The sequence below is a fragment of the Peptoniphilus obesi ph1 genome (assembly GCF_000311865.1).
Taxonomy (GTDB): Bacteria; Bacillota; Clostridia; order Tissierellales; family Peptoniphilaceae; genus Peptoniphilus_E; species Peptoniphilus_E obesi.
Map to the genome: position 1 here is coordinate 22,290 of NZ_HE978582.1, position 26,718 is coordinate 49,007.

Sequence of the window (26,718 nt, forward strand, 5' to 3'; positions counted from 1 at the left end):
CCTCCTTAATTTTTTATATTTACGCTTGATACTCAAGAAACATCATTTAGTATTTTATCCAATACATATTATTAATTTATAAACTCATTTTACTTGATTTCCCTTGTGGTTCAGCATATAATATATACAAAAGGTTAGACCTAGCTAACTCATATATTTATTATAATATGCAAAGTTATCCTTTGCAATATCTCCAAATTTTGTTTGGACATTATACTAAACATTTTGGACATTTTATAAAAAGGAGCGCCGCAAATGTATGCTGATAAATTTTATTCCGGTTTATTTTCTCAACTAAATCTAAATCCTGATAAATCTGGTATCAAACCCAGTGGTGGTTTTACCATGGTGCCAAAAGATAGTACTGGCGAAGGATATCTATGGACATACCCTGTAAATGCATTTTGTTCTATAAATATTTACCATCTTTGTTTTTATAATGAAATGCATTACAGATATTATCACCCTAAAATGTTGGTACTTTCCCAAAGTTCATTTTATGTTGCAAGAGCAATTAAAAAAAATTCTTGTAATCAAAAAAATCAACTTATTGGTTATTACCTTGATAATGGCGAGCATGAATATATAATTCCTGCTGGGATTTGGTTAGACAGTGTTGGAGTTTCAATTTTCCCTGAATATTATGAAGAATACCTTCCAAAAATATTTCATCAAGACTTTTCTTCACTTTCAGAAATAGTCCCTCGAATTGGTACAGACCTATTTATACCAAAAATCTCAACAATACTTGATGATATTGCCACATACACACCAACATCAGAAATCTCGGAACTATTCTATGAGGCTAAAATATTAGAAATAATCGAAGCATTTTTATCTTGGAAAAGCAATGCTGTTCACAATGTTATAGACAAAGAAGATTCAGAAGCACTTCATCGTCTTGGTCACTATTTAGAACAAAACTTTTCCAATCCAACGAACATTCAAATGTATGCACGCATGTGCAATATGAGCAAATCTAAACTGTCTGAACTATTTCACTCAATATATGGATATACAATTGTAGAATTTATTAAGAACTGCCGCATAGATAAAGCAAAAAGATTATTATTAGAAAATGATTTATCAATACAACAAATCGCTAGCGCTGTGGGGTATTCTCATCAAAGCAGTTTTACTTATATTTTCAAACAACATGTAGGATGCACGCCACGTGAATATAGAAAAGATAATTCTAATTTTCACAGCATTAGTTCTACAATTTCAACTTCTAAAAACCATTTATGATATTAACAGTTCTGTAACCTCAATCATTATCTGTATTTTGGCAATCTTTATATAGAATAGCCCACGATTATTTGTTATAATATAGTTACAAATTCAAAACTTGCTTAACGCTTGATATCTAATTTATTCTTATGTAGCTTATGTAGCAAGCACAGTAAGTGTACGGACACTTACGAAAAAATTAATGGAGCAAACCTTTATGGAATGCTCCATTTTTTTAATTTTTACCTTGTTAGGGAGAACCCTAAGACCCCGAAATATATTTTATAAAGGAGAATAAAATGTCAAATAGATTTAGAAATGAAAGAATAGAAATAAAATTAACTAAGGAAGAAAAAGAAGTTTTTGAAAAGAAAATGAAACTTGCTAATTGCAAAACTATGTCCCACTTTCTTAGAAAATGTGTATTGGAAAAAGAAATTTATGTTGTGGACTTAGAACCATTTAGAAACCTACAATGGTTGCTTTCAAATGCAACAAATAATATAAACCAGATCGCAAAAGCAACTAATACAACTGGTGTTATTTACAAAAATGAAATTGAATCTATGAATAATCAGATAGAAAAATTATCAAAAGAAATATGGCAGATCCATTCCCTACTTCTTAATAAATCAAAAGAAAGTTCTGGTGATTAGTATGGCAATTACAAAGATACATCCTATAAAATCAACTCTAAATTTGGCAATAGATTATATAACCAATAGTGAAAAAACTGATGAAAAAATCCTAGTATCTTCATTCAAATGTCATCCATCTACTGCCCATATTCAATTTTTGAAAACTCGAGAAGATAATGATACTAAAGGTACAGTTTTAGCTAGACATTTAATCCAATCTTTCCTACCAGGAGAGGTCGATCCTACAAAAGCTCACGAAATTGGAATGGAATTATGTAAGAAAATTTTAAAAGAAGATTATGAATTTGTTCTTGCAACTCATATAGATAGAGGGCATATCCATAACCATATTATTTTTAATAATGTTAATTGCAAGACTGGTAAATGTTACCAATCTAACAAAAAATCTTACCACAAAATCAGGTATCAAAGTGACGAATTATGTAAAGAAAATAAGCTTTCAGTTATTGATGAAAATTATGAAGCTTACAAAAGAAAATATAAAACTGCTAGTAAGTCTTGGTACGAATATGACCAAAAAAAGAAAGGAAATTCTTGGAAGTCTAAACTGCAATTTGATATAGATAGAATGATTAATAAGTCTAACTCGTGGGAAGAGTTTTTAGAAAATATGGAATATCTTGATTATGAAATTAAGTTTGGTAAACACATTGCTTTTCGTCATAAAGATAAGCAAAGATTTACAAGAGCTAAGACTATCGGAGAAGATTATACCGAAGAAAAAATCAAAGAAAGAATAGATTTAGCTCTCAAAAATAAAGCTAATCCTATTAAAAAACGTGTAGGAAATATTATTGATATATCTACTAATGAGAAAGCTCAATCCTCTAAAGGTTATGAAGTTTGGGCAAGAAAACACAATATCAAAACAATGGCAGATTCAATAATTAAACTTCGAGAACAAGGAATTAATTCAATTACTCAACTCGATGACCTGATCAAAAAATCTGCTGATGATAGACAAGACTTATTAGATAAAATAAAGAAAATTGAAAGTGAAATGAAGAGTTTATCCCAAGATATGGAAAATATAAATACTATAAATAAGTATCGTGAAATATATAAATACCACAAGAAAAATCCTGAGGACAAACAATTTGCAGAAGAATATTATAGCGAACTTTCCGTCTACAAAATAGCTGCTAAAGAAATTTTAGAAAACTATAAAAAACTGCCAAACACAAAAGAAATACTATCAAACCTCGATAAATTACAAGAAAAAAAGAACACCCTTATGCAAGAGTATTCTTCCTCAAAATCCACTATGGATGAGTTTTATAAGATACGAAAAAATTACGGAATTTATATGGATAAGGAGATGGAGAGATAGTGTCCTCTCCTCTTTTTAAAATTACTTTCAACTTATTTTTCCAACTATATTCTTTTGCTAATTCTTTTCTTTTTGCCAACTTTCATGCCCTTTAATATTTTATATGAAATAAAGCAACAACCAAAATTTACAAGTACACTAATCGCAAATTCCAACATGGATGTTTCATACGCTCCTGACAAAATAAACACAGATGATATTGGATAAATGGCTCTTAAAATTTCCTTTGAGGCAAAAAATATTCCCACAAAAGAGTATATCTCAGCGATAATCAGAGCTATCCAGTAGCTCCTTTTAACAAGTCCAATAAGTGCAATAATTGGAGATATTACCATAAAAACGCTTATTCCAGTTAATACATATACAACAAAATAGTGAACTACTTCACTCATATTTACTGCGTGTAAATGCAATACCGCTTCTATAATTAAGGATGCCGTAAATAGTATTAAATAAACAAAAATACTACCTAATAGAGTAATTATCATTTTTGCAGTAATCATATTACTCTCGTCTATCGGTATTAGCCTTAATGATTTCAGTACATCTTCTTGTTCCTCACGACAAATAATATATCCTCCAAACAATGCTATCAAACTTGGCAAGACAAAATATGTGGTCAAAGAATGCACCTGTAAAATATACCATCCAAATGTGTCTATATACTTTTCCCTACTAAATGTAAATTGTCCTTGAAGAAAAACAACTCCCAAAGTCATTATGAGTGCAAATACAAGCAAAAATATCAATTTTGATCTGTGAAGTTTTTTATATTCAGCTAATAAAAGTGTCTTCATTTACCATCCTCTCCTTTTCAATAATAATTTTGTAACTATTGTAAATCCGACGACCCATATCCCTATACAAAGAAGAGAATAAAATATATTTATATCCTGATTTAATATTATTCCCGGGACATCCCTCAAAACAATTGCTGTAGAGCTTGATAATGGGTGTATATACATATTAACCATTAAAATTACAAATCCCGAAAAGGCATAAACAATCGTAATGCAAATCGGTAAAATGTATTTTTTTGTTAAAAATGCGATAGATAAAATAGGCAGCATGGAAACTGATAAAAGTCCACTAATCTCAAAACACTTTCTAATGAGAAAAATCAATAAAAAGTGATCCATCTCTATATGATGAATAATTCTTCCAAAAAGAAGTGTAATGAGAATTGATAAACCCATAAAGACTAAAGTATATAAAAACACAATTATAAATTTGCTAATTAAAAGCTTCGTCTTTTGTATCGGAACAATCCATAATGCTTTAAAAGTGTCATTTTCATACTCCATAGACACAATCATTGTGGAAAATATTCCTAATATAATTGGTAAAATCAGCCATAAATTATAACTAAAGATTGTCCATTTGAAATATTTCATTGCATTGTCTGAAAGGTCTATATTCCCAAAGTATATAGTGGCAAGCAATGGCATTAAGAGTGTTGCCAGAAACATCATCCAAACAATCTTTTTCCTTTTCAATTTAAGAAACTCTACTTTAACTAAATTAAGCAATTCCCTCTCCTCCGGTTATCTTCTTGAAGTAATCTTCCAAAGAATCATTACAGGTTTGTGATGAAGCCACCGATATTCCATTCATAACTAATGACTTATTAATTTTTGCCATATCTAATCCGTGACTATATATCTTTACATGATTATTATCTTCAACAGAATAGTTGGTTATTCCGAACTCTTTTTCCAACACAATAGTCGTCTTTGATACATCAGACACTTCCAACATAATATACTTTCTATTTTTTTTATTTAATTCTTCCATGCTGCTTTCTTCTAAAAGAACCCCTTTATCTATAATGCCAACTGTATCAGCGAGAAGTGTTATTTCAGATAAAATATGACTGGAGATTAAAATTGTCTTTCCTTTTTTTATACTTAAATCTTTTATAAAATTTCTAACTTCCGCTATTCCAATGGGATCTAAGCCATTTGTCGGTTCATCTAAAATTAAAACCTCTGGATCATGTAAAATTGCATTAGCAATCCCAAGTCTCTGCTTCATTCCTAAAGAGTAATTTCCGAATAGTTTCTTATCTTTATGTGGTAAGCCAACTACTTCTAAAGCATTTTTTACCGCATCAGGGAAAGCCGTTCCTCTAAGCAGTGCAAATATTTCCAAATTCTCCGTCCCTGTAAGATTAGGATAAAATCCGGGTGTTTCAATAATCGCACCAATTCTTGGATAAATCTTTTTCTCATTACCTTTTATATTTTGGTTAAAAACACTTACTTCACCATTCGTAATATCAGTAAGTCCCAGTATCATCTTCATAATAGTGGTCTTTCCTGCTCCATTTCGTCCTAATAGCCCGTATATAGAACCTTTTTCAATGTGTAAATTTACCGAATTTACAGCCTTTTGTTCTCCATACACTTTTGTTAAATTCTTTGTTTCAATAATATAGTTTTTCATTTTCTTTTTTCTCCTTAATAATTTTGTCTTTTCATAGATTTTATAGAGAACACAAAAAATAGTGTTCCAATTGTTAAAATATGTAACAAACAACTAAACTGCGATACATTTAACGAATATCCACCTATACTGTTTTCTACCATTTCTTTGGCAGCCGATGATACATTTTGATAAACCCCTAATAAACTTGCAAGCGGATGTATATGAACTAATATCGAAGCTCCAAATATCCCAATTCCTAAATAAAGCAAGCACATAGAAATAGGTAAAACATAACTCTTAGAAAAAGTAGCAATATAAATTACCGGAAGCATTGCAATCGGAATTAATAAAGCTGCAAGCATATATAATATTGCTGCCTCTTTTAATGTAATTAAATTAAAATCTACGAATCCGGCACTTAATACTGCACCCAAAACTGATGACATATATGTTAATACCATCAAAAATATAGTCAGTAATTCTATCAAAATAAATTTCGCAAAAAATACTTCAAATCTACTAACCGAAGTTATTAGTACATTCTTTAAAGTGTCATTCTTCCTTTCGTCAAAAAATAACATTGTAGAAATCATTCCAATTACGATTGGCAAGAACACAAAAGTTATATTCTTAAACGCTAAACAATATAAGTCTCCAAAACTATCCATGATAGGACTTTCTCTTGAAATTGAAAATGCTCTTTCAATTGCAAACAAATTCAAGATAACAGTTAGTATAATAATACCTATCAAAATTTTACTTCTCTTCCATTTTTTTATTTCAGCTTTTATCAAGAACATATCGCACCTCCTTACAATAAATATTATAAATGATTAACCTTGCCATAATCTTGCGACACCCTTGTTTTTATCTTGTTTCAATAAAAAAAGCCCCAAAAGGGGCTTTCTAAATCAGCTAATTACATTGCAAACTCCACAGTAAAGACAGTTTTTATGTTAGGTATACTACTTACCCTTATTTTGGCATTATTCACTCTTAACAATTCTTTAGCAATTGATAAGCCAAGTCCCGATCCTTTTGTTAATCTTGAACTATCTGCCTGATACATCCTATCAAATATATATGGTAAGTCCTTTTCACTTATACCATTTCCATTATCTAAAATCATCAAAGTAGCTTTTGTATCCGATTCTTCTAATTTCAAGTGTACTCTATCACAATTACTGTGAATAATAATATTGTTTATAATATTGTTTAAGCTCCTAAAATAGGCATTTTCATCTATCTTTATATAGAATTCCTGTTCCGGAATTTCAATTTCATAACTTATATGTTTTTCTTCAAAAATAGGAATCCAGTCGCTTATCACATTTCTTGTTAATTCATTCAGGTCTTTATCTACAAAAGAAAACTTCCATTCTCCTGAATCCAACTTTACCCAATCAAAGAGTTTTTCTACAAAATCCTTCAAGTAATGTGCCTTACTTAAAGAAATTTTTATATAATCTTCCTTCTCATCTCCCGTAACAATTCCCTCTTGCACTGCTTCCAAATACCCGACCATAGATGCTAAAGGAGTTTTCACATCATGAGACAAACTTGTCATAAGCGATTTATACGCCTGTTCTGACTGCTTTTGTTCTATTAGCTTGTTCTGACTTTGTAGAGTTATCTCATTTATATCATGACAGATCTTTTCTGTAGTTTCATTTTTCTTAATTAAAATTCTGCGATTGTAATCACCATTTTTTATATCAACGAGTACTTCCTGAATACTGTTTATTTCTTTTTTTATGTTGGTAATTTTTTTTAACAAACAAAAAATTACAAATATCAATAATAAGATTATGATGATTTTTACATCCATATATCATACCCCCTTACTAAAACGATAACCCACGCCCCTAACTGTCAAAATATAAGTTGGTTCTTCAGGGTTAGGCTCTATTTTTTTTCGAAGCTTACTGATAAAAGACATGATATTACTATCATCAAAAAGATAATCTTCTTCCCAAACATTCGTATATATTTGTTTTTTTGTAAAAATCCTCCCTTTATTAGACGCAAGAAAATACAATAAATCAAATTCTTTATTTGTTAATTCTATGTTATTATCACTTATTTTTACAATTCTATTTTCCTTATCTATTTGCATACCATCTATTGTGAGTATATCAGACTGGTCTGTGCTTTTCTGATTGAAATCTATATATCTACGAACCATAGCTTCAACTCTTGCCTTAAGTTCATTTATATTAAATGGCTTTGTCAAATAGTCATCAGCACCTTGTTTAAGTCCATAAATTTTTGAATCATCATCAGACTTCGCAGTCAGCATTAAAACCGGAATAGTGCATTCTTCCCTTATCATCTCCAGAACTTGAAACCCATCAAAATCAGGAAGCATAATATCTAATAAAATCAGACACAAATTATTTGCATTTCGTATTTTCTTATATCCGTCTAATCCATTATTGGCAATATCAACAGAATATCCATCAGTACTTAAACACTTTTTAATTAAATTACATAATGCAATATCATCATCTATAATTATTATCTCTCTCATATCTCATAACTCCATACTTCTTATTCAATATAATTATCATCAAAGGAAAATACATCATTCGGTGTACAATCTAAAGACTTACATATTTTTTCTAAGTTTTTAAGTGTTATAGGCTTATTTTTTCCCATCTGTGCCATAACATTAGTGGTAATCCCTGCCATAACTATTACATCTGTTTTCTTCAAACTCTTCTTCGCCAATAGTATCCATAATGGTTTATAATTCAATGCCATACTAATCCTCTTTTCTTTATAACGATTTTTGGAGTAATTATATCACTTTTATTGATTATATTCAATTTTTATTTGATTTTTAAAAGATTGTTTACAACCATTTTTTACATTTTGTCTTTATACAGACTTAATAAACTGAACAAAAAAAGAATACCCTTATGCGAGAGTATTCTTCCTCAAAAAAACAATGGACGATCTTTACAGGATACGAAAAAACTAGGAATTTATATGGGCAAGGATATGGAGAGATAGTGTTCTCTCCTCTTTTTTCCTCCAAACAAAAAAAGAGTCGGTGCAGTACTAAGACCACACCGACCATAAGTTTATCTTTCAGCTTCTTTTGATGTTTCTTTCTTTTCTTTAGGCTTTCCCTTATCTTCAGTCTGATATTTTTTGATTTCTCCAAGCACAGACTCTTTCTTTTTTTCTTGTCCTTTCATTTGTTCTTTTGCTTTTAAGAGCTTAGAAGATAAAATACGAACATTTTTATGTTCCTTTCCGTTGCTGTCAATGCTTGTTTTTACTTGTCCAAATATTTTAACAAAATCTCCTTTTTTTAGGTTCTCTAAATCTTTTGTCTTATCTCCATAAGCTGAACAATTGGTATAAATTTTATTCCCATCGTCATCTTTTGAAACGATTGAAAAGTTGCTTACCTTGAACTTTTCTCCATTTGCATTTTCTCTTTCAAGATTTTCTACTTTGCCTGCTATATTACCCACGAGATTTATGAGGTCATCTTTTTCTTCAAGTTCATTGGTATTTTCAACAATCTTACCTTGTTCTTTCATATCATCAATCATATAGTCAAAGTCATCACTTAGTAGACCTGTTGTGTCATTGTTCATATATAAAACATAGACTTCTTCAAGTGCCTTTTCATCATTAACACCTTTTTCTATACTAACAAGTGCTTTTATAAAGTCCTTGTAATTATCATTCATCATTTCCTCTAAATTTTCTCTAATATCTTTGTATTCCATATTTTCCTCCTTGTACTAAATAAGGAGAGCTATTCGCCCTCCTCTACCTTTCTTGTCCTTTTTCACTTTTTTCTTGGTTTTTATCTTTTTCTTCTTCTGATTTGAATTTTGATATTTGTCCCAATATTGATGGTTTCTCTTCCCTTGCGTGAAGATTATCCTCTACATCATAAGTTGATTCAAAGTAATCACTGTCTTTAAAATCATTATCATACCTATCTGGTATTCCGTCATTATCAAGATCTTTTGCTAGTGGATCATAGAAATTTCCGTCATCATCTATTTCTAGTCCTAGTGCTTGTTTTAAATCTTCTTCATCTACTGATACCAGATCATCAAAACTTGACATCTTTATGGCTTCAGTCATATCTTTAATAGCTTGTGAGTTAGATATATCTTCTTCTACAAAAGATTCTGTTCTAATAGCTACATTATCTACATACTGAGTCCATGTTTTTTCTTCCAAATTTACCTCATATTGAATAGAGTGCTTACCATCAGGTGTTTCTGTATAGGCAAGTCCTACATGGCTTAAATCAGGGTATAGTTTGTCAAAGTCTTCATAGCTATTAGATTCTGAAAACTCATAGTTAGAATAATCAACTATCGCCCTTCTTAAATCTTCTAATAGTGGTGATTGATTTTCTAATTCTTCCACTTCTCCCATATCTAAAAGTTTATTGATTTCAGCTAGTCTTAGTGTCTTATCCCTTAACTCATCTGCTTTTTCAAATGGCTTGGTCAATTCTACTTTGGCATTTTCTAAAGATTCTTTATAGTTTTCAAGGTTTTGATTTAATCTTTCAAGTCTTGAAGGCATTTTTTCAATGGCATTATCAAGTCTTGTTATATTGCCATCAGTAGAGTTTGAAAACTCTCCGAAGTATTCTGCTTTTCCTAGAAGTTTAAAGGTGTGAGTATTAGTCATAAAGTTATATGAAACTTGTAAGTCTAAATTTCTATATTTGCCAATAATCTTGCTATCATTTATCTTTACCTTTTTTATTTCTTCTAATAACTTCTCTCCAGCCTCTTTCTTATCTAAAATTTTATTTTCTCCAAGACTGATTGAAGTGAACTTGCTATCTCCTTCTCCTAATTTCTCAACACTTGCAATATCTTCTTTAACTGCCTTTATCTCCATTTCAGTTTTTAAAATACTTTGAGGATAAATTTTATTTACCTTATCTTCAAGCTTGTATTTATTAGACTTGTAGTTTGCTTCAAGCATTTTTAGCTTTGTAACTTCGTTATCTAAATCCATTTTTTCTTTAATTAGAGGATTTCCAGTAGCCAAAGCCTTAATTTCTGAATAAGATAGACTTGCTTCATCAACATCTTCTGCAACTCTTACTGGAGTTTTTGAAGTCATAATTTGAGAAATGAATTTTTGCTTATTCTCTATTGTCTGGTCGAGTAGGTCGGGGATATTACTATCCCTTTCCCCTCTAAGAACCGTGCATGAGAGTTTCCCCTCACACGGCTCAAGTTTTTATAAGCCCTAATTAAAGAGCCAGCGTGTTTTCTTCATCATTTATATGCAATTTTCTGTGACACCAAGGGTGTACTAAAGTTTTAAGGGTAATATTATTTTGTATTGTTTGATGTACTCTAAAGTCTGTATCAATAGTTATCTTCTCTCCACAAACAGGGCATATTCCATTTTGCGTTTTATACAGTCTATTTATAACTGTACGTCCTTTAAGTTCGTTTCGTATTTTTAACTCTTCCCTTTCTTCAAAGTATATTTGCCAATTTTCATCAAATGGATTTGCTTCAGCTTGTATCTTGGTAAATCTTTTAATATCAGTGTCTGTAGCATATTTAAGACGAAGATAGTATTTCTCGCCATTTTCCATTCTGTCACCAGTTGCTACACTGAAAGTCCAGATTCTATTTCCAATGGTATGGAAGTATTTCTTAGCTATCCATTTTCTACCTTTCTTTGGGTGTCTACGAACGCACCAGGTCCACAAGCTTTTATATATTTCATAGTCAAGTTTTTCAAAGGCTTTAGATGAAACATTATATTTCTGATAGTTTACCCAACCTATAATGATTGGATTTAATTTTCTAATCAAAATTTCTTGTTTCATTGACGGATTATCTTTTATGATTCGTCTGATTTTATCGACAATAGCCTTGAAGTTCTTATCAGATGGTTTTGTAAGCAACTTATCTTTATACATCCTAATATTAACTCCGAGAAAATCAAAACCGTCATTTATGTGTGTTATGAGTGTCTTTTCCTCTGATAATTCTAAACCTCTTTCAGCCAAGAATTTTACAATGATTGGCTTTACACCATTTTCAAGCAATTCTGCACTTTCCCCTGTAACGATGAAATCATCTGCATATCTAACAAAGTTAACCTTTGGGAAATATGTTTTCTTATTTACTGTTCTTCTATGGTATTTCTCTTTGATTGCTTTTTCTAAACCATCTAATACCATATTGGAAATAATAGGTGATATTGGCGAGCCTTGGGGGCTTCCTGTTTCTGTTGGAAATAGTTTTTGTTTTTCTATATATCCACACTCAAGCCAGAGTTTTAATAATTTCTTGTTCATTGGGATATTATTTAATATCCATTCATGACTTATATTATCAAAACAACCTTTTATATCTCCCTCAAGTACCCATTTTGCAGATTTCTTTTTATTAAGTGATGTAAAACACTGCTCGATAGCATCTTGTGTACATCTTTTTGCCCTAAATCCATAAGAATTAGGGTCAGCAGTAGTTTCTGCTATTGGTTCAAGTGCAAATTTATATAGGGTTTGCATTGCTCTATCCGTCATTGTAGGAATGCTGAGAGGTCTTTTCTTACCATTTTTCTTTGGTATATACACTCTTCTAAGAGGCTTAGGTTTATATCCTCTTAAATTTAACTTTTCTATCGCCTTATACTTTGCCTGTGATGTTAGCCATAATTCACCATCAACACCACTTGTTTTCTTGCCTTGATTTTCAGTTACCCTCTTAATAGCCAAGGCTTTTGCATAAAATGAAGTTGTGAGTAAATGCTGTAAAGATTTTACCTTTCCGTATTTACTTATTTTCCACGCTTTCACAATACGCATTTGTAGTTTTTTAACATAGCTTTCTGCTACTGAAAAATCTATACTTTCCCAGTCTTTAGCTCTGTTAGTAGTAGCACACATTTTACTGTTCATTTGCTTTCTCCTTTCAAAAATTCTACAAGTTCTCTTGTGATTAAAAACCAAATGGAAGTCTGCACTCTTTCAAGTTAGGGCAAATTTTGAACCCCTATCCATCTCATTACAAGATGGCGTTCGCTTTTTCCATTATCCTTTACCTGCACCATTATCAGCATTTCTTACGATTTACCTTGCCTTTTGGCAACGGTACAGGCTTACCATGTTCCACTTAATTAACATTGATAACTTAGGCTCTACCTCTCTGCCGGTAGTCATTTTGTCCGTGTAATCCCACTGTGGAAAGGATTATCCGACTACGCACCATTTTGGTTCAGGCTTGTCAGCAACTTTAGCCTGTTCGCTTTAACGACATTTATCAGTAGTTCACATATGTTAGCCATAATATCAAGCCTTGCTCCCTAACCGCCTTGTTGCTGGCAGTTTCGGTATTCCCTCACGGTTCAACCTCAAGTAGGGCTACTTTAATATCGGCTTACCACACCTAAGTGCAGTCGATACTTGGCTCAACTAACGGAATAGTTGGTTTGGTCATTATGCCAAACAGTTAAATTAAGCGACTTCATGTCGCACCCACAAATAGGCATCAAATGTATTTTCTGTTACATATCTAAAGATATTTACCTTATCATTTTCATTACCTTGACGAACAATTCTACCACTTCTTTGCTCTAGGTCAGACGGTCTCCAAGGGACGTCTAAATCATGTAAAGCTATTAATTTATTCTGTACATTTGTACCTGCTCCCATTTTTTGAGTAGAACCTAATAATACTCTTACTTCTCCTTTTCTTACCTTAGAGAACAATTCATCTTTTTGTTTGTCTGTATCTGCTTCGTGGATAAAAGCTATTTCTTCTTTAGGTATTCCCATATTCACTAACTTATTCCTAATATCATCATAGATATTAAATTCTCCATCTCCTTTTGGTGTAGACATATCTGAAAATACTAACTGGGTTGATGAGCTTTCTTTTGTCTTATCCCAGATTGAAAAGATATTTTTAACGCATACATTTACCTTTGAATTAGGATCATCTGGAAGTAGTGGGTTTATTAATCTTTGGTCTAGGGCAAGTTTTTTACCATCATTTGTAATTTTTAGCATATTATCTTCTGTTGGCTCGACTTGATTATTTCTAACTGCGTCAGCTCTATCTGAAATAGCTTCTAGTATTTCTTTTTGTTCCTCAGTAGGTTTTGTTTTAATAACTTCAAAACTTGCTTCTGGTACTGGCAAATTTAACATATCTGAAGTCTTTATATCTGCTACTTCTTTAAACATAGACATCAATTCTGGTAAATTATAAAACTTTGAAAATCTTGTTTTTTGCCTATATCCAGTGCCTTCTGGAGATAATTCAAAGGTATTTTCTGTTTCTCCAAAAGTAGAAGCCCAAGCGTCAAAATGTTCTAATCCTCTTGCCTTTAGATCGTCATATTGAAGGTATCTTTGCATAGTATAAAGCTCTGTCATTGAATTTGATATTGGTGTACCAGTAGCAAATACAACTCCCTTTCCATCTGTCATTTCATCCATATACCTACATTTCATATACATATCTGAAGACTTAAAGGCTTCACTCTGACCGATACCCGCAACATTCCTCATCTTGGTATGCAAGAATAAGTTTTTGTAATTATGAGCTTCGTCTATAAATAACTTATCTACTCCTAGTTCTTCAAAGGTTATTACATCATCTTTTTTAAAGTCATCATTTAGTTTTTCCAGTCTTACCAAGAGTTTCTTCTTTGTCTTTTCCAGTTGTTTTACTGTGAAATTTTCCCCTCTATTTCTTTTATTCTCATCAATAAAGGAAACTATATCATCAATTTGGTCTTGTATATGTCTTACCTGGTATTCCTTAGACATCGGTATTTTTTCAAATTGAGAGTGTCCTATGATGACCGCATCATATTCTCCCGTTGCAATCCTACCAATAAATCTTTTCCTATTTTTGGGTTGAAAGTCTTTTTTATCGGCCACCATAATATTTGCTGACGGATATAACTGCATAAACTCCCTACCAATTTGAGTAGTTAGATGGTTAGGAACTACAAATAATGATTTACTTGCAAGTCCCAACTTTTTAGATTCCATAGCAGAAGCCACCATTTCAAAAGTTTTTCCTGCTCCTACTACATGGGCAAGCAGTGTATTTCCTCCATAAAGAGTCCTTGCTATGGCATTTTTTTGATGTTCTCGAAGTCTGATTTCAGTATTCATTCCATCAAAAGTTAAGTTAGAACCATCAAATTCTCTATTTCTAATTGAATTGAATTTTTCATTATAAATCTTTTCTAGCCTATATCTTCTATCAGGATCTTCAAATATCCAATTCTTAAATTCTTCTTTAATCAATTCTTGCTTTTGACTTGCAAGCATAGTTTCTTTTTTATTCAATACAGAAGTCTTAGACCCATCATCATTTATTACTTGGTCAAATACCTTCGTATCTTTTAGATTAAGAGCATTTTCAATTATCTTATAGGCATTTACTCTACTTGTACCATAAGTCATGTTAGCAAGGTCATTAGTTGAGTCAACACTCTTACCTTCAATATTCCATTCACTTGTATGTGGTGAGAACCTAACATTTATATTCCACCTATCATAACCTGGTGTTTTTAAAAGATTAAAAGTAAAGTCTTCTATATCTTTTTGAGGTATCCAAGTTGCTCCTAACCTTACATTTATATCAGAAGCAGTTAGTTCTTCAGGCATAACTTCTTGTAATTTCTCTCTTTGATATTTTAGTTTGCCTAACTCATTTAATAACGTGTCTTTCTTTTCAGAAGGTGCTAAATCTATTACATTTTCAATTTCTCCGATATATGAATTGAGGTAGCCGATTTTTTCTCTAATATTGCCACTTAGATACTCATCAGCCGATACATATGAAAAATGAAATGGATTGTCATTGTCAAAGTTTTCAAAGGGCATTCTGTTATTTATTAGGTCTGTGTCCTTAATATCTAAAAATATCTCGCCCTCAAGCTCACCAATTAAAGTATCCCTATCTTTATTAGTGATAGATTCCATATATTCAAAATCTACATATCCCTTTTGTGAAACTGATAAGACTAAAGCTTCAAGGGAAGTGTCTACATGGTCTACTACCTTTGCCTTTGTTATTGTTCTTTTTGAGAATATATCACTCTTAGCTTTGAAATTATCCTCATCATCAAGTATTTCTATTGATGAAACTAAAGGAAAGTTTGAGTCTTCCTTTAAGGCTCTAGTGTTTGATAAGGAGTTAATAAAGCCATGTTTCTTTGAAAAGTTATCATAGACTTCATTTAACTTTGCTTGTGATTCTTTTATTTCCTCGTCTGAAAAATCGTCCTTTTGCTTTTCTATTACATCTTTTAAAGCATTCATTACATCAAGGTAATCTTTTATCTTTTCTTTATTTTTATCTGATATATTCTGCTTAATTAAGACTGAGTTTTCTCTTAGGTAGACTTCTTCGTCAATAATGGTATAGGAAAAATTCTTAACATCATCTGTTGCTGGAAGACTTAATTCTTCATCTTCCAATAGCTCGACCTCTTCATATTTTGAATTTGAAGATATTTCCTTACTTGCAAGATCCATTAAATCCTTTAGATTTTCGTCTTCTTTTTCATCACAAGTAATAGTATTTCCAAATCTACCAGATACTTCTTTCATATCCCCTAATACCATTTGAGGATTATCTACAAAGTATTTATTATAAGTCAAACCCTTTTTATCAGTTGATAGGTGTATCCAATCGTCATCTCTTTCTATAACTGAATCTCTCTTCTTTAGAAAAATAATATCTGAAGTAACTTCTGTACCAGCAAGTCCTTTAAATGTTGTATTAGGTAGCCTCATAGCTCCTAAAAATTCACATCTTGCATTAATATATTTTCTAACAGATTCATCTTTTTTATCCATAGTTCCAGATGAGGTTATAAAGGCAATAATTCCTCCATTCCTAACCTTATCTATTGACTTTGCAAAAAAATAATCGTGAATCAGAAAGTTATTTCTGTTATATTCACGATCGTTAACTTTAAAATCTCCAAATGGAACATTTCCTATAACTAAGTCAAAGAAATTATTTGAGAAGTTTGTTTCTTCAAAGCCTTTAATTTGAATATTGGCTTCAGGATAAAGCTCTCTTGCTATTCTTCCGCTTAGACTATCTTTTTCTACTCCATATACTTTAGAGCCTTTTATTTCACTTGGCATATTACCAATGAAGTTACCAACTCCTGCAGATGGTTCAAGGATATTTCCAGTCTTAAATCCCATATCTGTTAGGGTCTTATATATCCCATCCATTACCTCTCTAGGTGTATAAAATGATGTTAGAGTAGACTCTTTAGCATTCAAATACTCTTCATTCGTTAGATTTTCCTTTAAAATATTTCTTGCTTCAAGCCATTGTCCTCCCTTTTCTTCATCGAAGACATCGGCAAGACCTCCCCAACCTAAATAGTCAGCCAGATAGGCTTGCTCATACTCTCTTGGACTCCTATTTTCATTTTCAAGTCTTTTGAGCATTTTAATAGCTTTGATATTTTTATCTAGCTTTTCTGATGGTGTTAGGTATTCTGAGTAGATATGATTTTTCAAATCATAATTTCTAGCAAAACTTAGCCTTTCCTTATTAGGTTCATAGCCTAGATTCTTTAAATCTTCTTTACCCCTCAATAAGTTTTCGGCTGCTTCCCTTGGCACATTGTACCTATCCATCATTTGGTCAATTTCAGGATTATGGTTATCAATAAAGCTTTCTTGTTCTACTTGTCTTTCAATTTGTTTTTCATGCTCAGATAATTTGTATATCTCATAATTTCCACTATCTAAAAGCTCATCAATCTTTCTACTTTCTTCAAATGTTTCGCCCTTATATAAAGGATATTCTTCTCCATTAACTTCTACTTTGGTTCCTGTTTCAATTAAGTTAATTCCATCAAAGATATCTTCATCTTCTAAAATAAATTCCTTACCAACCTTTACTGCTAGTTTTTCTGATGTTTGACTTAGATTTTCAAAGATTTCTTCAAGGTATGAATCGTTTCTATATGGAATTACTTCTGAACCCCTAATCATACCTCCCATATATTCCATATTATCTCTAATGGTTACAGTTTTAAGTCCTCCACTTAGTTCATCAAAATCTGTAATAGTAAAGTCTTTATCTTTATATCTAACCTGATCGCCTATCTTAAACTTAGGCTCTATCTTTTCCTTAACTTCTTCTTGTGAAGATTTTTCCTCACTTAGTGCAACTTGTTCTTCTAAATATGAAAATTCACGCTCATTTACTTCTTCACCATCACCAAGGTCAATCCTATAATGCTCGACAACTTCGCCATCTACATAGTGGTCAAAATAGAATTTGAAATATCCGATATAATCATCAGTCATTTCTCCAAATTCATTTTCTCCAAGAGTTTGATTATGGTCTTTAACATCAATATCCTTTTGTCTTAGGACATTAATTAAATCTTTAGTTACTATCTGCCCACTATAATCGGGAACTAATTCGTGGTTTTCATTAAATTCTACAATCCAGTAATCTTTTCTGTTTTCATTGTTGTTGCCATCAAAAAAAGAAGCTTCATCAGCTTCCTTTTCTTGGCTTATTTCGTTTTCTAAGCTTCCACGTATTCCTTGATTGCCATTTTCTTGACTGTTGCCATCAAGTTGTTCATCTGTCCTTGGTATTCCTCTGGATTCTCTCTCATCATCTTCTCTGTCAATCCTTGTGCTTTCATCATTTTGACTTTCTCTCTCTTGATAAAGTCCACTGCCTGATTCTGGATTTCCTTCAGATGGTTCAAAAGTGTTTTCTCCTCGTACATTTCCTGAAGTTTCTTCCAGTTCTCCATGTCCTCGCTCCCTACTAGGTAAGACAGTCTTAGAACTGCGTATGTCGGATTCGGAAATCTCTCCATAAATTCCAGATCCTTCTCCATCATATCCAATGTTTTCTCTTCGATCTTCATCGCTATTTCTTCTGTCGCTTCCATCTGTGAAAACTCGTCCATCTCTACTTCTTGACCTATCATCTCGTCTATATAAATCATTTTGACCTCCTCTATCTTCGTTTATATTTTCTATATCTCTATTATAGTCGCCACCGGCCCTTTCTGTCAGCAGCCTAGCACGATCCATTTCCTTAGATTTTTCTATTGTGCTATCTATAATATCTTCACTAACCCTTGATATTACAAGACCTATCTGTTCTAAAGAAATTGTATTAATCCTAGAAAAATTATTTTTTAAATTTTCCATATCCATAGGATACACTGTATTAAACCTATTAGCTACTGAATAGGATATTGAGTCTCTCATAAACTTTTCAAAACTCAGTCTATCCTCTATATCTATCCTCAAATCAGCTAGAGCCAAGTTAATATATTCATCACCATAAATTCGACTTAAAGAAAATATATTTTCATTAAGTGAATCACTAGCTTCAAATGAGGAAGCATTTATTATTTCTTTTAAAGCATCGTTATGATTTTCGTGGTCAAACTGCCATAAGCTAACCTCATTAATATTCCTATCCATTGATGTGGTCTGACTAATATCAAAGATGTATGAAATTCTTTGATTTACATCACTTCCAACTAAAATCGGAATACCCTTTTGACCTCTCATAACAACTCTTCCAAAATATTTCTTCCACATATCAAAAGTCGCACAAGCTCTAGCTTCAGGTTCTTTGTTATATATACTCAATTGACTAGAAAAATCATATTTCTGATTATTGCCTATAACTTTTAAGAGTTTTAAATATTCTTTTTCATCTTGCAAAACTTCATACTTAATTGCTTCTTGTATATTCTTAAAATCATTTACTTGCATTTTCTACCTCCTTTTTAGAGTAATAAAAAAGACGATAGATTTTTGTTTATCTACCGACTTTTTATTGTATATTATTACTTGTGTTATTTATCATATTTTTTTAGATCATACGCACACAATTGCCTTCTATATTCTGTTTTTGTCTTATCTTCTTCACTCAACGACTTAAAATAATTTTCTGCATCTTCCAAAGTTACATTACCTTTTAAAATTTGATAAGCTATTAAATTAGGTTTTAAACTGATTCCTATCGTCTCACTCTTTAAAATTTCTCTAATTGTATTCGGAGTTTCCTTTAAATTTTTCTTTTCCATCATTGTTTTTTCTAAAACTCTCATCTTTTCTCTTTGTTTTTCTTTAAGATCTTCTGTGCGTTTAATGTTTTTATTTATTTTTGAAAAACCAAAAATAGGAAAAAATTGTTGAGATTGAATTGTTAGTTTATCTATAACTTCAAGCAACTGAAAGTTTTCTTCTTCAATTATTTTAAAATAATTTTTCATAATCTCGCTTGTATTTTGAAATGAATATTTTATTGTATTAACAGATCCCACAGCTATAACTTTTTCTGAATTTTTTAAAGAGTCTAAATCATCAGTTATACTAACTTTTATATCTCCACCTGATTTTATATCTCTAAAAACATTTTGAACTTTCCTTATATCCATTGCAGATACTGGCAATTGTAAGTTTGCTAAGGTTTTATATATTAAAGTAAAATTATCAGTCTTTATTTTATTTATCTTTATTGTTGGAATTCCTTGGATATCTATATCATGATCTACTACTTGAGTATTATCAGAATCTTTCTCATGTTCTACTAATAAAAAATTCCTTCTGACTTTTTCCGCTTCATCTGAATTTGGATCAACATAAGTAAAAATGGTTTTTAATATACTCTTGATATTATTGTCACTTATACTATAACCCATAAATATTATTGGATTATGCATAAATAAAGATAGAAGTTGAGCTCTTATTAATTCATATTTTTCGTTAAATTTATTATAGTCTTGATTGGTAATTATTATTTTATCAGGTTGAGTAACACATCCATGAATTTTATATATAGATCCATATGGGTCACTTAATAAAATATCATTACCTATTAATGGTTTAAATCCAAATATATCTTCGAGCATAACGTCATAATTTGTAGTTATAATAGAGCTGATATTCTTTCTTGATTTTTTAAATTCATTTAATTCATCAATGTTTTTATAATCAAGTTCATTAAGGATCTTAGATATATAAATTTTAAATCTACTTATGTTTCTACCTTTATCCATCAATTCATAAAATTCATCATTTATATATTTAAATTTCCCATTTCTATCATTCATCACATCCTCATCGAATCTTTTTTGTAAATCCGATGCTATTAAGTCATATTTATATCCATATTCATCATGATACTTTGATTTTATATCATAAAAAAATTCATCGCTGTTAGTTAAATCAAAAGAAATTCTTTTTAATAAGGCATCCCAGCTAAATGAATTTTCTAAATACCTTAAACTCATGCCAGTACCAATAAAAAGAACTGGATGATTTTTAAATTTTGAAATAAATTTTCTAATATCCATCGTTATGTCCTTTCTATTATTTATTATATCATCTTTAGTATATTAATTACACTAACCTACATTAACACTTTAGTAATTGCCATTAAAACATCAACCACAATAGAATTGCCGGCCTGCTTATATAGCTTGCTTGAAGTACAATTTTTTCTTCTTGGATGTACTTTCTCTAATTTGTCTATATCACTATCATCAAAACCCATTAGTCTTAGACATTCTCTTTCTGTTAAATACCTATACTGACCATTTCCAATATCTATTATTCCAGAATTAGGTACTCTCATCTGTTTTGTAGAAATAGTATAAGAAAAATCTTTAATCACTTTTAGTCGCCCTCTAAAACTATTATCTATACCTTTATTTAAAAATTTCAGCATATAAGGTTGGGTCATTGTATAAAGTTCACTTACATCCTTTTCTAAAAATTCACTTAGTGGTCTTGTTTCTTTCCTCTCCAATTTATTAAAAGAAAAGCTATTTGCTCCAAGACATGAAACAACAAATATCCTTTCTCTTTTTTGAGGTATCCCAAAGTCCATTGCATTTAAAATTTCATACTTACTCTCATATCCAAGGTTCTCTAGCTCCTTTAGATAAATAAAAAAGGAGTCCCTCATATTTCTATCAAGGACTCCCTTTACATTTTCCCAAATTATCCATTTAGGTTTTTCTTTCATTTCTTTTATTATTCTAATTGTTTCAAATAGTAAGCTTGATCTAGTTCCAGAATTCTTTGCTCCTCCTTGCTTTTTCCCTATTCTTGAAAAGTCTTGGCAAGGACTTCCATGCATAATTAAGTCTATCTTTTCATTAGGAGCTTTATATCCTACTACTGATTTTGGCTTATAGTCTTCTCCATAAAGTGCATTGTATGATTTAACACAAGCCTTATCTATTTCTACATAATCAACAACTTCATAAGGTATTTTCAAATTAATAAAAGCCTTTCTAATAGCACCTATGCCACCGAAAAGCTCTAATATTTTTACCTTATTCATTTAGATTATTCTTGTACCTATCTACAAGCTCCCTTATACTATCTTCTATTTCTCTTAAAAAGTCTTCTTTATCTACTTTTCCAGAGCTAATCTTTGCAAGTTTCATTTCCCATTCAGATGTCGTTTCTGCAGACTTAAACTTATCTTCTACAATTGATACAAGTCTATTGCCTTTTTCTGTTACAAGTAGATTTTTCTTATCTCTTCTTATGAGATCCTTATGGATAAGATTTTCGATAATTCCTGCTCTTGTAGCTGGTGTTCCTAAGCCTTTTCTTTCCACTTCTATTTCTTTATCCAGGGATTCTACTCCTGCACTCTCCATAGCCTTTAAAAGTGTATTTTCATTATAATGACTTGGAGCTTTGGTAAATTTCTCCGATATATTTTTAGAAGTTAGCTTAATTTTATCTCCAGTCTTTACATCTGGTAATTCATTTTCTTGTCTTTCCTTTCCATAAGGCTTTAGATACTTGGTATAACCTTCATCGATTATAGTCTTGCCACTTGCATTGAAGTTAAATTTATCATATTCATATCTGATTTTTCTACTTGATTCCTTTAAGTTATCCGAACATGAAGCAAGTAATTTATCCTTAATTAGATTATAAATTTTACTTTCTTTGTCAGATAAATCTTTAGCTTTTCCAATGCCAGATATAGTAGGAATAATTGCATAGTGGTCTGTAACCTTAGATGAATTAAAAATAGACTTAAAATTTGATTCATTGATTTTAAAATCATCTTCAACTCCTTCTAATAATTCTTTCATAGTATTAACCATATCATCGGTTAAATACCTACTATCTGTTCTTGGATATGTGATTAGCTTTTTTTCATAAAGACCTTGTGCCAGATTTAAAGTGTCATTTGCTGAATATCCAAAATATTTATTTGCTTCTCTTTGTAAGGTAGTGAGATCAAAAGGCTTATCTGGTTTTGTGCTTATATCTTTATCTTTTACATCTGTAATAACTATTTCATCTTCTAGCAAGTTTAATAGTTGTTCTGCAACTTCAATTTTATCAATCCTATCTGATACAAGTTTCAATCCTTTATAAGATAGGTCAACTGTATAATATTTTTGCTTCTTAAATAGGTTTATTTCACTATCCCTTTTAGCTATTAAATATAGAGTTGGAGTTTGTACTCTACCAACAGAATATGTTTCCTTGTAAATGCAAGAATAAAGTCTACTTAAATTCATTCCTACCAGCCAATCCGCAATAGCTCTTGCATTTGCCGATCTATATAGGTCTTCAAAGTTTTCTCCATCTTTAAGATTTCTGAAGCCATCTTCAATAGCTTTGTTTTCCATTGAAGATATCCAAAGTCTTTGAATCTTCTTCTTACATTTAGCTTGATTATATACAAGCCTAAAAATAAGCTCTCCTTCTCTACCAGCATCACAAGCATTTATAACTGTGTCGATGTTCTTATCGTTTAAAAGTTTCTTTAAAACTCCATATTGTTTTTTAGTGTTTTTAGATACTTTATAAATATATTCTTCTGGGATTATAGGAAGATTTTCTATTGTCCATTTTTTCCATTTTTCGTCTATCTTATCTGGACTTGCCATTTGAATTAAATGACCTACACACCATGAAACAATGTATCCATTCCCCTCATAATATCCGTTTTTTCTTGTTCTTGCTCCAATTACTTTTGCAATTGTAACTGCTACACTTGGCTTTTCTGCTATTACTAACTTCATTCATACCTCCATAAATAAAAAAAGAGCGAAAGATTTCTCTCTCGCTCAAAGTTTTTCTCCCGAATATTGTATTATTTTCGGGAGAATTCGATTTACTTATTAATTTCTTTTTCTAGTTCTTGAAGAACTTTTATAATCTCTTCAAATGTTGGATAGTCTCCATAAATCATTTCTGCCATAGCCTTATAATCTTTTTCTATTTCAGAGAATCGATACTCTTTTGGAACTAACTTCAATTTGCCAACTAATGCATCTTCATACCTAGCCCACTTTCTAGGGTAGAATTTCATTTTAAATTCAGTCACTTTCTTTAGTAATTCTTTATCCTTCAAGGCTTTATTTTTAAAATCTGAATTTGCTATTTTATATAGGTCATAAAAGTGTCTTGCATACCTATGTGGCATAGGAGAAAATTCTGGTCTATTTGCTTCGTGGTGTAAAATGGTTGCTTTTTCCCAAAAAGTTCTCTCTGCTGATACTGTTCTTATATTAGTTTTTTCTTTAAAAACATTCGGATAGGCTTCTCCAATTATTGGCGAAACTTTAACTTCGATTGCAGGTGTCCATGCTGCAAGGCTTCCTATTTCAAGCCTTATATTTTGCGTCAAATAATTAGATTTAAAAATTTTAGGATATTTGCATAGAATTGTTTGTGGATCAAGACTATCAACCCAAAATTCAAAGTCCATGTTCTTTAAATCTTCTTCTAAAACTTTTAATAATTCATCTCTTAAAAATATTTCTGTCTTTTCATTAACTTCTTTGTTGAATTTATCCTGTTTAGTATTTGATCTTTCTAACCAAGGTTCTTTTTCTTCGTAACCTAATACTCGCCAGTCTAAGATTAGATCTATGTCTTCAGAAAATCTTTCAATGAGTCCAAAACATTTTGAAAGTGATGTGCCACCCTTAAAGGTTAAATATTCCTTCCATTTGTTTTCATTAAATAGATAGTCTAAGATAAAAGTAACCCAATAGTCTTTTTCAATGACTGCTTCAGATATATTTTTCTTTCTTGCAGTATTGACTATTAAAACTCTTAAGTCTTCTTTGTTTTCTATATAAAACTTATTCATTTTTGCCCTCACAAATTTCTCTTATCACTTCATATATCCATGATGAAACTGATTTTGATTCTTTCATTAAATCTTTTCTTTCTTTTTCAGTTAAGTTTTCTCCTATCTTTTGTATAACTTCGTTGGTTATATTTTCTTTACCTAAAGACTTAATTGCTTGAATAACTGTCGCTGTCTTCAAAGACATATTGGCAATTTCTCCAGGATTTACTTTTTTAAACTCTAAAATAGTATCTGCAATTTTATATTCTTTGTATCTTCCACTAGATATATATTTATAGTGAGTTGGAACTTGTGTTGAAAGTCCTAATAAGTTTAAGGCTGTACTATTATATGGTGCAATATTCCAATTGTATTTTCTTGCTATAGCAAGTGCTAACTCGTGAATTGATACTGCTTCGTACTCTCCAATTAATTCACTATATCTTGGATTGTAATAAAAACCATCGATGACACGCTTGATTTTATCTTCATCTGCTAATCTTTTTAATATTTGTCTAACCGTAGCATTAGATGCAATATCTAAAAAGTCATTTGCAAAAAATACTTTATGTGAGTCAAAATCATTTATTTTATCTGATATTTTTTCTGTATATGAACTCATTACAATCCTCCTTTGTCACGGATATTATATCATATTCGTGACAAGAGTTCAATTGTACTTAAATTTAATATCCTTATAATAGTTCATCATCTTCATCTAAAGATTCTTCATGACTTTCATCATTGTCAGATTCATCTTCTGACTCACTAATATAATCCTCATCATCTTCTTCAAAATCTTCCAACATTCTATCTTCTTTTGCTTTAACTACCTTAAAATAGTATCCTGCCCCTACTACTCCTCCAATTACAAGTGCAACAATTAGAAATGAACCTATTCCACTTTTCTTTTCTTCTTTTACTGGAACAACCGTAGGCTCTTCTTTTTTCACTTCTTCTTTCTTAGGTTCTTCAACCTTTATAGTATTTTTATCTTCTGATTCAATCATATTAAGTAGGTCTTGCTCTCCTACTTCTGTCAATAGCCTTACATTATCTTGGTTTGATGAGTGATCCACTATTAAGTGCATAGTTTTTCCACTTTTAGTTTGAAATGTTAAAAATTGTCTTACATCTACTGGATTTTCTTTATCTTTTTCCGTATCTCCACTTGGTGTAATATCTTTTCCATTCCTATCTACATTTTCAATTACTGAACCTCTTGCCTTATTTTCCTGTGTTGCTAGACTATTTACTGCCTTTGTATTACCACCTTTTACAAGTGGTGTTTTCTTAGGAGGATTATTTGAAGGCTTATTTGCTTCACCTGTATTTCCTGGTATTCTTGGAACATCTTGATAAGGAATTTCTTCTTTTGATGGTGTAAAAAGGAGTAACGCTATGGCTACTCCTCGTTTAATGCTCATATTCATTTTTCTATCCTTTCTTATTTTACATTTTTAAATACATAGACTGCTTTTCTAGCATTGTCCCATTCTATTGTTTGGTTTTTGCCATCTTTAATATCTCCATGACTTGCTCCAAAAGCTTTGGCAATGTTTGAAATTGAAGCATGAATTCTTCCATTTATAATCACTGGCTTAACATCTGAATTGTAGACCTTTCCATCTGAATCTTTCATAACACCAGTATCAATATTTAGTCTTAATGTCTTTTTAGCTAGGATATTATTCTCTTTATTTGAGAAAATAGCTTCACGAGTAGAGTTGTCATACTCAACATTAAAACCGAGAGTATAAGCAATATATCTTACTGGAATCATAGTTCTTCCTTGGTCTACATAAGTTTTTACATCCATATATACTGTTGTCTTACCATCTTTATTGATAATGTTATAAAAGTTTTTGTCTACTTGGAAAACTGCAAATTCTTTTTCATCTTTAACTTGTTTTTTGGATTGTTGTTCCTCTTGCTTTTTCATCTT

The 26,718-nt window shown here is 31.0% G+C and carries 19 protein-coding genes and 2 pseudogenes; 3 read left to right on the forward strand and 18 right to left on the reverse strand.

Features of this window, described 5'->3' with window-relative positions; translation table 11 throughout:
* The first annotated feature begins 255 nt into the window (after window positions 1-255).
* From HGPB_RS05980 to HGPB_RS05990, 3 genes are all read left to right on the forward strand, one after another.
* Complete coding sequence (locus HGPB_RS05980; protein WP_019132798.1) at window positions 256-1,248, forward strand: helix-turn-helix domain-containing protein; 993 nt, start codon at window positions 256-258, stop codon at window positions 1,246-1,248.
* A gap of 281 nt (window positions 1,249-1,529) precedes the next feature.
* Complete coding sequence (locus tag HGPB_RS05985; RefSeq protein ID WP_019132799.1) at window positions 1,530-1,886, forward strand: plasmid mobilization protein; 357 nt, start codon at window positions 1,530-1,532, stop codon at window positions 1,884-1,886.
* A 1-nt stretch (window position 1,887) separates the two neighbouring features.
* Window positions 1,888-3,219, forward strand: a complete 1,332-nt coding sequence (locus tag HGPB_RS05990; protein WP_019132800.1) for a relaxase/mobilization nuclease domain-containing protein — start codon at window positions 1,888-1,890, stop codon at window positions 3,217-3,219.
* Window positions 3,220-3,263: 44 nt separating this feature from the next.
* On the opposite strand, the gene HGPB_RS05995 is transcribed toward HGPB_RS05990, so the two are convergent.
* From HGPB_RS05995 to HGPB_RS06080, 18 genes and pseudogenes are all read right to left on the reverse strand, one after another.
* Window positions 3,264-4,016, reverse strand: a complete 753-nt coding sequence (locus HGPB_RS05995) for an ABC transporter permease (RefSeq protein ID WP_019132801.1) — start codon at window positions 4,014-4,016, stop codon at window positions 3,264-3,266.
* Window positions 4,017-4,748, reverse strand: a complete 732-nt coding sequence (locus tag HGPB_RS06000) for an ABC transporter permease (RefSeq protein ID WP_019132802.1) — start codon at window positions 4,746-4,748, stop codon at window positions 4,017-4,019.
* The gene (locus HGPB_RS06005) at window positions 4,741-5,664 is read right to left on the reverse strand and encodes an ABC transporter ATP-binding protein (RefSeq protein ID WP_016648533.1); all 924 of its coding nucleotides are present in this window, start codon (window positions 5,662-5,664) and stop codon (window positions 4,741-4,743) included. The genes HGPB_RS06000 and HGPB_RS06005 overlap by 8 nt, the downstream gene beginning before the upstream one ends.
* 14 nt (window positions 5,665-5,678) lie before the next feature.
* A complete protein-coding gene (locus HGPB_RS06010) occupies window positions 5,679-6,440 on the reverse strand; it encodes an ABC transporter permease (protein ID WP_425357416.1) in 762 nt (253 codons plus the stop codon).
* Between the two features lie 125 nt (window positions 6,441-6,565).
* A complete protein-coding gene (locus HGPB_RS06015) occupies window positions 6,566-7,474 on the reverse strand; it encodes a sensor histidine kinase (protein WP_004835597.1) in 909 nt (302 codons plus the stop codon).
* Window positions 7,475-7,477: 3 nt separating this feature from the next.
* Entirely contained in the window at window positions 7,478-8,176 is a 699-nt protein-coding gene (locus HGPB_RS06020; protein WP_004835594.1) for a response regulator transcription factor, read from the reverse strand.
* A 20-nt stretch (window positions 8,177-8,196) separates the two neighbouring features.
* Window positions 8,197-8,409 carry a helix-turn-helix domain-containing protein gene (locus HGPB_RS06025; RefSeq protein WP_004838415.1) on the reverse strand — a complete coding sequence of 71 codons (213 nt, stop codon included), beginning with the start codon at window positions 8,407-8,409 and terminating at the stop codon, window positions 8,197-8,199.
* 323 nt (window positions 8,410-8,732) lie between these two features.
* Window positions 8,733-9,392: a DNA-binding protein gene (locus tag HGPB_RS06030; protein WP_019132803.1), complete on the reverse strand. Its 660-nt coding sequence runs from the start codon at window positions 9,390-9,392 to the stop codon at window positions 8,733-8,735.
* A 43-nt stretch (window positions 9,393-9,435) separates the two neighbouring features.
* Window positions 9,436-10,809 (reverse strand): annotated as a pseudogene (locus tag HGPB_RS06035) (helicase-related protein); the annotation flags it as partial.
* 88 nt (window positions 10,810-10,897) lie between these two features.
* Complete coding sequence (gene ltrA / locus HGPB_RS06040; RefSeq protein ID WP_019132805.1) at window positions 10,898-12,568, reverse strand: group II intron reverse transcriptase/maturase; 1,671 nt, start codon at window positions 12,566-12,568, stop codon at window positions 10,898-10,900.
* 576 nt (window positions 12,569-13,144) lie between these two features.
* A pseudogene (locus HGPB_RS09160) lies at window positions 13,145-17,149 on the reverse strand (helicase-related protein); the annotation flags it as partial.
* 2,354 nt (window positions 17,150-19,503) lie between these two features.
* On the reverse strand, window positions 19,504-21,006 hold the full coding sequence (locus tag HGPB_RS06050) for an SIR2 family protein (protein ID WP_019132807.1): 1,503 nt from the start codon (window positions 21,004-21,006) through the stop codon (window positions 19,504-19,506).
* Between the two features lie 56 nt (window positions 21,007-21,062).
* A complete protein-coding gene (locus HGPB_RS06055) occupies window positions 21,063-22,001 on the reverse strand; it encodes a DNA cytosine methyltransferase (RefSeq protein ID WP_019132808.1) in 939 nt (312 codons plus the stop codon).
* The gene (locus HGPB_RS06060) at window positions 21,994-23,715 is read right to left on the reverse strand and encodes a DNA topoisomerase 3 (RefSeq protein WP_019132809.1); all 1,722 of its coding nucleotides are present in this window, start codon (window positions 23,713-23,715) and stop codon (window positions 21,994-21,996) included. Before HGPB_RS06060 ends, HGPB_RS06055 begins: the two co-directional genes overlap by 8 nt.
* 92 nt (window positions 23,716-23,807) lie before the next feature.
* A complete protein-coding gene (locus HGPB_RS06065) occupies window positions 23,808-24,791 on the reverse strand; it encodes a nucleotidyl transferase AbiEii/AbiGii toxin family protein (protein WP_019132810.1) in 984 nt (327 codons plus the stop codon).
* Window positions 24,784-25,395 (reverse strand): DUF6088 family protein, encoded by a 612-nt coding sequence (locus HGPB_RS06070; protein WP_019132811.1) that lies wholly within the window; start codon window positions 25,393-25,395, stop codon window positions 24,784-24,786. Before HGPB_RS06070 ends, HGPB_RS06065 begins: the two co-directional genes overlap by 8 nt.
* Before the next feature lie 73 nt (window positions 25,396-25,468).
* Window positions 25,469-26,206: a CD1107 family mobile element protein gene (locus HGPB_RS06075; RefSeq protein ID WP_019132812.1), complete on the reverse strand. Its 738-nt coding sequence runs from the start codon at window positions 26,204-26,206 to the stop codon at window positions 25,469-25,471.
* Between the two features lie 14 nt (window positions 26,207-26,220).
* Window positions 26,221-26,718, reverse strand: a 498-nt coding sequence (locus tag HGPB_RS06080) for a copper amine oxidase N-terminal domain-containing protein (protein WP_019132813.1), incomplete at its 5' end; no start/stop codon positions are given.